We start from the raw sequence: 8,742 nt of genomic DNA on the forward strand, positions 1-8,742 counted from the left end.
GGGCGGCGCGTTCATGACCAGTCGATGGGAGGGGGCGGAGCGGGGGATGAAGGACGGCCGTACCGATGGGCGACCCGCGAGGGGGACGTTCTGCGCTTCCTGTTCCCGTACGGGCTGAGCGGTGGACAATAAGGGCATGAGCCAGCAGGGGGAGCCGCGGCACGGCCACGAGGACGACTGGTGGCGGGAGTTGTACGACGAGGACAAGGGCGATACGGGTCCGGCCGTCGCCCCGGACTCGCTGGACGACCGCTTCATATCGGCGTCCCACACGGTCGCCGCCCCACCGGGCAGCTTCGCGCCCGCGCCGCCGGAAGACGCGGCGGAACCCCCGGGGACCCCGGCGCCAGGCCCGGAGGGCGGCTCGCCGCCAGGCCCGCCGGACGGATCGCCGCGAGGGGCGGGGCACCACTCGCCGGACGGTCCGTCGCCCGCTTCACGCTTATCGGGCGGCCCGCTGTGGCCCCCGGCCCCGGGCTCGCCGTACGACCCGCTGCGGCTCCCGGCGACGCCGGACCACCCCGAAACGGGCCCGCCCCCACCGGACCAGCCCACCATGCGCTTCACCGCGCTGGACGCGCCCGCACCGGTCACCGAGCCACCGGCGGAGACGGCGCGGTGGGAGCAGGCGCGGGCGGAGCAGGCGGAGACGCGGGCGGAGCAGGCCGAGAAGGCTCGGCAGGAGGCGGCTCCAGGGCGGGCGGCGCCGCCCCCGGCTCCGCCAAGTGGGCCCGCACCAGCCGCGAGCCGACCGGGTGAGGCCCCGCCTCCCGGCGTCCAGCCGGGTCAGCCCGGACCGGCCGCGAGCCGCCCCGCGGAGGCCGCGCCGCCTCCCACCCGGCCGGGGGAGCCCGCCTCGACGGCCGCCTCGACCGACGCATCGCCCAGGAAGCCGTCGCCGTCGGCGGGCCGTACCGTGCCGTTGGCCCGGGCGCCGTGGGAACCGCCGCCGGCCGAGGGCGCGGACCCGGGGCTCAGCCCCGCCGGAGTGCCCACCGGCCTCCGGCCGCCCGCCGCCGCACCCAGCGCTCCCAGCGCACCCAGCGCGCTCCGGGCTTCGGGCGCGCCCGGCTCCGGGACGGCGCCACGTGGGCGCGGGGTGCGGGGCATCGCTCCCGGGCGGGTGAGCGCGCCGCGTACGGAACCGGAGTTCATCGGGGACCGGCCGCCGACATACGACGCCGAGCCGACCGCACTGCCGCCCGCCGACCCCTCCCACCTCGACGACCTCGTACCGGACACGGCGCTGGACGGGGCCTGCTACGGGCCGATGACGCTGCGCGCCGTCTCCTCGCGCGGCGACTCCGCGCGCTTTCGCGGTGAGCCGCGCCGGGACGCCCTGCTGACCGCACGCTTCGGAGCTGGGGACTCGGCGCTGCTGCTGGTGGCCGTGGCGAGCGGGGCGCGCGCCGCGCAAGGAGCGCATCGGGCCGCGCGGGACCTGTGCGAGTGGATCGGCGGGGCGGTCGGGCGCAGCCACGCCCGGCTGGCGGAGGACATACAGGATGGGCGCAGAGGCGCGCTGAAGTCGGGGTTGCGGCGCCTCACCGACCGCGGCTACGGGCGGCTGCGCGCCCACGCCGCCGAGCTGGGGCTCGACCCGTCCGAGTACACCGCCTCACTGCGCTGCCTGCTGCTGCCCGTCGCCCCCGACTGCCGGACGCGGGTGTTCTTCGGTGTGGGCACGGGCGGGCTGTTCCGGCTGCGGGACGGCGTATGGCAGGACCTGGAACCGTCCGCGCACGACACGGACAGCGTGGGCGGCCCCGTGCTCGGCTTCGGCGGCGGGCCGTCGCAGGCGCCCGCGCGCGTACCGGGGCAGGAGGCGGGACCAGCGGCCGCTTCAGGGCCGGAGCCGGAGCCGACGGCGGACCCCCGGCTGCCCGTCCGCGGGCGCACGGTCGCAACCGGTCCGCCGGGGGCTGACGCGCCGTCGGCCGGAAGCGCGCAGGCAGGCGAGCCGACGCCTGGCGGACCCCCCACAGGGGTGGCGGTGGAGCCGCAGGCAGGACCGGGCTCCGCCGAGCCGTACGGTGCCCCGTCCGTGGACCCCTTCCGTTTCCGGGCCTCTGTCGCCCGGCCGGGCGACACCCTGCTGCTGTGTTCCACGGGCCTGGCGGAGCCGCTGTGCGGCCAGCCCGGGCTCGCCGACGCCCTGCGTCAGCGGTGGTCCGCGGCGGAGCCACCGGGGCTCGCGGCGTACCTGGCCGATATACGGCTCCGGGTGAAGGGTTACGCCGACGACCGTACGGCGGCCGCCGTCTGGGAGGCGTGACGGCGCCATCCGTGGGTTGATGGGTCCGGGGCCGGTCCGTGGTGATCCGCGACCGGCCCCGGGACCCGACAGACCCAGCCGAAGGGGCGAGCGAGCGATGGCGAAGCAGACGGTGGCGGAGCAGTTCGTGGACATCCTGGTACGGGCCGGGGTGCGGCGGCTGTACGGGGTCGTGGGCGACAGCCTCAACCCGGTCATCGACGCGATCCGCAGGAACTCGGCCATCGACTGGGTGCAGGTCCGCCACGAGGAGACCGCCGCCTTCGCGGCCGGTGCCGAGGCCCAGCTCACCGGCTCGCTCGCGGCCTGCGCCGGTTCCTGCGGCCCGGGAAACGTGCACCTCATCAACGGCCTGTACGACGCGCACCGTTCCATGGCGCCGGTGCTCGCGCTGGCCGCGCAGATCCCCAGCAGCGAGATCGGCACCGGGTTCTTCCAGGAGACCCACCCCGACCAGCTCTTCCGGGAGTGCAGCCACTACAGCGAGCTGATCTCCAACAACCGGCAGATGCCCCGCGTGCTGCAGACGGCCGTACAGCACGCGATCGGCCGGGGCGGCGTCAGCGTCGTCGCGCTCCCCGGCGACATCGCCTCCCAGCAGGCCCCCGAACGCGCCGTCGAGCACGCCCTGGTGACCTCGCGGCCCACCGTGCGCCCCGGTGACGCGGAGATCGAGGAACTGGCGCGGCTGGTGGACGGGGCGGAGCGGGTGACCCTGTTCTGCGGCAGTGGCACGGCGGGCGCCCATGAGGAGGTGATGCGGTTCGCCGAGCGGGTGAAGTCCCCGGTCGGGCACGCGCTGCGCGGCAAGGAGTGGATTCAGTACGACAATCCCTACGACGTGGGCATGAGCGGTCTGCTCGGGTACGGCGCCGCGTACGAGGCGACGCACGAATGCGATCTGCTGATGCTGCTCGGCACTGACTTTCCGTATAACGCCTTCCTCCCCGACGACGTGAAGATCGTGCAGGTCGACGTCAGGCCCGAGCATCTGGGGCGCCGGTCCACCCTTGACCTGGCCGTCTGGGGTGATGTGCGCGAGACGCTGCGCTGTCTGACCCCGAAGGTGCGCGCCAAGAAGAGCCGCAAATTCCTCGACCGGATGCTGAAGAAGCATGCGGACGCGCTGGAAGGTGTCGTCAAGGCGTACACCCGCAAGGTAGACAAGCACATTCCGATCCATCCGGAATTCGTCGCCTCCGTACTGGACGAAGAGGCGGCTGATAACGCGGTCTTCACGGTCGATACAGGGATGTGCAACGTGTGGGCGGCCCGTTACCTGACGCCCAACGGGCGTCGTCGGGTGATCGGCTCGTTCACTCATGGTTCGATGGCGAACGCACTTCCGCAGGCGATCGGCGCGCAGTTTCTCGACCGTGGGCGGCAGGTTGTCTCCATGTCGGGTGACGGCGGATTCTCGATGCTGATGGGTGACTTCCTGACGCTGGTGCAGTACGACCTGCCGGTGAAGGTCGTCCTCTTCAACAACTCCGCCTTGGGTATGGTCGAGTTGGAAATGCTGGTAGCGGGCCTACCGGCATATGGCACGAGCAATCACAACCCGGACTTCGCTGCCGTGGCACGTGCCGCGGGTGCCCACGGCGTACGGGTGGAGAAGCCCAAACAGCTGCGTAGCGCACTGCGGGACGCCTTCTCGCACAAGGGCCCGGCGCTCATCGATATCGTCACCGACCCGAACGCCCTGTCCATTCCGCCCAAGATCCGGGCAGAGATGGTGACCGGCTTCGCCCTCTCCGCGAGCAAGATCGTGCTGGATGGCGGGGTGGGCAAGATGGTGCAGATGGCGCGTTCAAACCTGCGTAACCTGCCCCGTATCTGAGTGTGTGTCCGAGAGTGTGTGTGACGTAACCGGGGCATGCATCCCGGGACAGCGCGTTCGAATCAGACAATCGGGGATCGGTCGAGAAACGCTCGGGGCGGGGAGGTATGAAGCGTCATCCTGCGCGATGGGTCGGCATGGAGAGCCGGCCGGAGACCGAGGTGATGGCAGTCGGTGGGGGAACCTCGGGGGACAAGGAGCCGGATATGACGCGGCGGTTACGTCGCGCCGATCTGTCCGGAGTATCGGATGTCCGCAGAGCGCTACGCGATCTGTTACGGCACTGGGGTGGACCAGACAGGGCACACATAGCGGAGTTGTTGGCGAGCGAGCTGGTCACCAACGCGCTCGTGCACACCGACAGCGGCGCGGTGGTCAACGCGCGGCTTGCCGGCGGACCCCTGGTACGTGTCAGGGGGCGGCTGCGCGTCGAAGTGCGGGATTTCGGCCCCAAGCCGCCGGAGCGGCGCACGGTCGCGGAAGGGGAGAGCACATCGGGACGAGGGCTGTTGCTGGTCGAGTCTTTGGCCGACGCCTGGGGCGTACACGAGCACGGCGTGGGCAAGACGGTGTGGTTCGAGCTCGACGGCGGACCCGCGACCGCTCAAGCGCGCGGTCGCCGAAGAAGCGAGCGGTAACGACGAAAGCACCGCGGCGAACACCGGCACGACCCGGAACTACCGGCACGACCGCGAGCGCTGAGAACTGCTGAGAACGCAGCGTAGGAGATTGTCGGCCGAGCACGAGAACGTACGAGCATGTGCGAACGACCGCACCAGCCGAGGACGAGCGACAAGAGCCAGTACGCGCGGCACGGGCGAGGGCGAGAAACGAAGAGGCCGCCGGGCCGTCCCGTACGGGCCTACGGCGCGCGGGACTTGCCTGGCGGCACCTCACCTCGGTGCGACCGTGACGCTCATGCGGCGGGCCGACTGGCGCGGACGTCCTGGCACCCGGCCGCGGCCCGGACCCGGTTCGCCGTACCCCAGACCCCGGTACGCCGACCGGCTCAGCCGAACTGCCGCTCGATCTCGGCCAGTTTCTCCTCCAGGGAGTCCAGCCGGGGAATGGTGAGCGTGTCGTCTTCAGCGGTGAGATCAACGGTGTGCGGGCGGCCAAGGGCCGCCCCACCGTCGTCACCGCTCACCGGCTGGAGAGCCGGACGGGAGCGCCCGGGCAGCCGCCCGGGCCGATCGGACCCTGGCTTGTCGGATATAGCGGACTCCGAACCGAGCTGTCCGGTCGGCGAAGGCAGCCCGGTGGACTCCACCTGACGCCCCCCACGACTCCTGCCCCACACCCGGTGCTGCCGGTTGTACGCGCGGATGCGGGCCCGGTCCAGCTTGCCCTGGTCGCGACGGCGAAGCCGCTCCTGGTCCTTCTGGCGCCGGTCCTCACGGACCTCCTCCACAGCCTCGTCCAGGCTGCGTACGCCCTCAAGCAGCATCAGCGACCACGCGCCGAAGGTCTCCCTCGGGGCGCGCAGCCACCGCACGATCCTGATCTGCGGCAGCGGACGGGGCACCAGGCCCTGCTCACGGAGCGCCGCACGGCGCGTCTGCTTCAGCGCGCGGTCGAAGAGCACAGCGGCCGACAGCGACATGCCCGCGAAGAACTGCGGCGCGCCCGCGTGACCCATGCCCCGGGGGGCGTGCACCCAGTTGAACCAGGCCGCGGCACCCGCGAACGTCCACACCAGCAGGCGCGAACCGAGCGCGGCGTCGCCGTGGCTCGCCTCACGCACCGCGAGCACCGAGCAGAACATCGCCGCGCCGTCGAGGCCGAACGGCACCAGGTACTCCCAGCCGCCATCGAGGCTGAGGTTCTGGCGCCCGAATCCCACAAGGCCGTGGAAGGAGAGCGCGGCGGCGACGGCCGCACAGCAGAACAGCAGCAGATACGAGGCGCTGCCGTAGACGGCTTCCTTGCGCCGCCGCCGCTCCTCGCTGCGTTCCCAGGAGTCCGCGGGCTTGGCGTCCTTGGCGGACGCCTTCTGGCCGAGTGTCTTCAACGTCACCGCCGCCACGATCCCGACGAGTGCTACGGCGACCGGAAGCGCCCAATCAAGCGATATGTCGGTCATATTCATCCGGTGCCCCTTGCCTCGCTTCCGTGACGTTTTGGCCGCAGTGCGACCTATCGCGGGTCATCTTGACGGAACCGGACCTCGTCCTACGGCATTTCCGGGCAAGAGGACGCCAACGGAGGCCAGGAGCATCCGGATAGGTGCAGTACGGGTCGAACGCGGGCACGATGGCGCCGCGTCACGTTCTACACGCGCGACCCGATGGAGTGAATCTATCGCAAAGGACCGGCCCGCTGGACCAGTTGCCACCTGTTGATCGACTTCAAATCTCGAATCCAGGTAGTCACTGGCGCGTTGGGAGGGCGCGTGTCTTTCCGGCGCGCCTTCAGGAGGGCGAAGCGCGGGCGCGATACGCGGCGCGGCGAGGCGGATGGGCGCACGGAGGAGGCAAGGAGAGGCGGGGCACGCCGCCAGACGGTCAGTCAGACAGGCGACCAGTCAGACAGAGACCCAGTCGGACAGGCGCCTGATCAGGCCGACGGAACCGGTCAGGTGGTGGGGCCCACCAGGCCGGTGAGGCCGGCTGGTTGGCGGTTGGCCGGAGACCGGCCGGGCGGAGGGGCGGACGGAGGGGGGGCGGGCGAGCGGGCGGACCGGTCAGGGGCTGGAAAGGCGCTCGACGCGTTCCGCGTCGCAGGTGCGCGGGCATGTCACGCACGTCTCGTCGGGCCGCAGCGTGTAGAACAGGCAGCAGCTCGCCCGGTCCCTGGTGCGCAGCGGCTCGCCGCCCCGCCCGGTCAGCTCACGGAAGGCCGCGTCACCGACGTACGGCGCGACGCCGCCGGGCAGCAGCCGGGTCAGCTCCGCGAGCGTCCGCTCCTCCTCGCCCAGCAGATGCCCGACGTACCACAGGCCCTCGACGACCTCGTCCGTCGCCATGCCCCACAGCGCGCGCGACCCGCGCCGCATGCGGGGGCGGAAGCCGTCGAGGACCGGGGCGAGGTGTTCGGCGACGGCTGTCCGCACCTCGGCGCGCAGCGCCTCCTCGTCCGGCACGACCCGCGCGCCGGGCAGCGTGGCGGCGGGGTCGTCCGGCAGGCAGGCGAACTCCGCGACGCGCACCGTCATCCGGCCCAGCGTGCGCTGGAACGACACCCGCTCCACCGGGACCCGGGGCACCCGGCGCTGGGTGAGCCAGGGGACGGTGATGAGCAGGCAGGCGGGCCAGGCGTAGCGGTGCAGGCCGAAGCTGGCGATGACGTCGGCCCGGCCCCGCTGCCCGTAGTCCCGCAGCACCTGCTCGTCGTCCCAGGCGAGGAACGTGTCGAGGGCGGAGCCGCCGGCGGAGAGTTCCGCCGCCGTGACCCAGCCGTCGCCGGAGCGCGGGTCCTCATCGGTCACGGTCAGCGTGGGGAAGACCTCGGCCAGTCGGGCATACGCCTCGAACAGCGGGGCGGGGGACGGCGAGGCGAGAAGGGGCACGGTCATGTGAGGGCCACCGAATCACGAGCTACCACAGGTAAGCCTTACCTTACCCGAAATGATCGAGGTAGGAACTCGCGCGGTGTCCGCCTATGGTGCGGGAAGCCCGGAAAACGCCGGGTGACGGCGGAATACGGACGTTGGCAGGAGGACCCGAGTGGAGCAGTGCGCCCCGGAGGGGGCGGCGCGCCCTTCGTCGCGCGCGTGGGGCGCCGTCCCGGCCCCGCGCACCCCGCCCCGTCGGCACTCCGTACGCGGACAGGTCCTCGACGCCCTGCGCGCCGCACTCATGGTCGGGGAGCTGGTCCCCGGGCAGGTCTACTCCGCTCCGGCGCTCGGCGCGCGCTTCGGGGTCTCGGCGACGCCCGTCCGCGAGGCGATGCAGCGGCTCGCGAGCGAGGGCGCCGTGGAGGTCGCCCCCAACCGGGGCTTCCGCGTCGTCAGCCGCTCCCCGCGCGATCTCGCCGAGCTGGCTGAGGTCCGTGCGCTGCTTGAGGTCCCCGCGATGCTCAACCTCGCCCGTACGGTGCCCGCGCGGCACTGGGCCGGCCTGCGGCCGCTCGCCGAGGGCACGGTGACCGCGGCGGTCAGTGGCGACCTGGCGGCCTACGTCGAGGCGGACCGCGCCTTCCACGGCGCCGTCCTCCAACTCGGCGGCAACCGGCAACTGGTGGCCGTGGCGGATGAGCTGCACCGGCGCGCGCAGTGGCCGCCGCTCGGCGCGGCGCCGCGCGCCGCCGAACTCGTCACGGACTCGGCCGAGCACATGGCGCTGCTGGACGCGCTGTCCGCCGGGAACCTCCCGGCCGCGGAGTCGCTGATACGCGGACACTTCGCGGAGGCATAGGCATAGGCATAGGCATAGGCATAGGCATAGGCGGGGCGCGTGCGGTTGGGGGCTGCCCCCGCCGGGGGCGCGGGTCCGGCGGCGAGCATGCGCGGAGCACGGAGCACGGGGCGCCGAGCGGCAGCAGGGTGTACGACGACGCGTGCGGCTGGGACCCTCCCCCGCCGCCGGAGCAGACCCGGCGGCGACCATGGCCGGAGCACGGAGCACGGAGCACGGAGCACGGAGCACGGAGCACGGAGCACGGAGCACGGAGCACGGAGCACGGAGCA

At 72.5% G+C, this 8,742-nt stretch carries 6 protein-coding genes; 4 read left to right on the forward strand and 2 right to left on the reverse strand.

The features are described from left to right. Positions 1-136 precede the first annotated feature (136 nt). From AC5P1B_RS28950 to AC5P1B_RS28960, 3 genes are all read left to right on the forward strand, one after another. Positions 137-2,275, forward strand: coding sequence for a protein phosphatase 2C domain-containing protein (locus tag AC5P1B_RS28950; protein WP_493890876.1), 2,139 nt, complete (start codon positions 137-139; stop codon positions 2,273-2,275). Positions 2,276-2,372: 97 nt separating this feature from the next. After that, a complete protein-coding gene (locus AC5P1B_RS28955; RefSeq protein WP_493890877.1) occupies positions 2,373-4,115 on the forward strand; it encodes a pyruvate dehydrogenase in 1,743 nt (580 codons plus the stop codon). Positions 4,116-4,321: 206 nt separating this feature from the next. Then, positions 4,322-4,753 carry an ATP-binding protein gene (locus tag AC5P1B_RS28960; protein ID WP_493890878.1) on the forward strand — a complete coding sequence of 144 codons (432 nt, stop codon included), beginning with the start codon at positions 4,322-4,324 and terminating at the stop codon, positions 4,751-4,753. Positions 4,754-5,124: 371 nt separating this feature from the next. Here the strand turns inward: AC5P1B_RS28960 and AC5P1B_RS28965 are convergent, their stop codons facing one another. Together AC5P1B_RS28965 and AC5P1B_RS28970 are read right to left on the reverse strand one after the other, a co-directional pair. Continuing rightward, on the reverse strand, positions 5,125-6,204 hold the full coding sequence (locus AC5P1B_RS28965) for a DUF2637 domain-containing protein (RefSeq protein WP_493890880.1): 1,080 nt from the start codon (positions 6,202-6,204) through the stop codon (positions 5,125-5,127). Positions 6,205-6,798: 594 nt separating this feature from the next. Beyond that, positions 6,799-7,629, reverse strand: a complete 831-nt coding sequence (locus tag AC5P1B_RS28970; protein WP_493890881.1) for a (2Fe-2S)-binding protein — start codon at positions 7,627-7,629, stop codon at positions 6,799-6,801. Positions 7,630-7,780: 151 nt separating this feature from the next. Here AC5P1B_RS28970 and AC5P1B_RS28975 point away from each other — a divergent pair, with 151 nt between their 5' ends. After that, the gene (locus AC5P1B_RS28975; RefSeq protein ID WP_493890882.1) at positions 7,781-8,470 is read left to right on the forward strand and encodes a GntR family transcriptional regulator; all 690 of its coding nucleotides are present in this window, start codon (positions 7,781-7,783) and stop codon (positions 8,468-8,470) included. The last annotated feature ends 272 nt before the right edge of the window (positions 8,471-8,742 follow it).

The organism is Streptomyces sp. A01 (genome assembly GCF_059026195.1).

Coding starts and splice junctions, on each gene's coding strand:
- AC5P1B_RS28950 (WP_493890876.1), top strand. CDS start 137: ATGAGCCAGCAGGGGGAGCCGCGGCACGGCCACGAGGACGACTGGTGG.
- AC5P1B_RS28955 (WP_493890877.1), top strand. CDS start 2,373: ATGGCGAAGCAGACGGTGGCGGAGCAGTTCGTGGACATCCTGGTACGG.
- AC5P1B_RS28960 (WP_493890878.1), top strand. CDS start 4,322: ATGACGCGGCGGTTACGTCGCGCCGATCTGTCCGGAGTATCGGATGTC.
- AC5P1B_RS28965 (WP_493890880.1), bottom strand. CDS start 6,204: ATGAATATGACCGACATATCGCTTGATTGGGCGCTTCCGGTCGCCGTA.
- AC5P1B_RS28970 (WP_493890881.1), bottom strand. CDS start 7,629: ATGACCGTGCCCCTTCTCGCCTCGCCGTCCCCCGCCCCGCTGTTCGAG.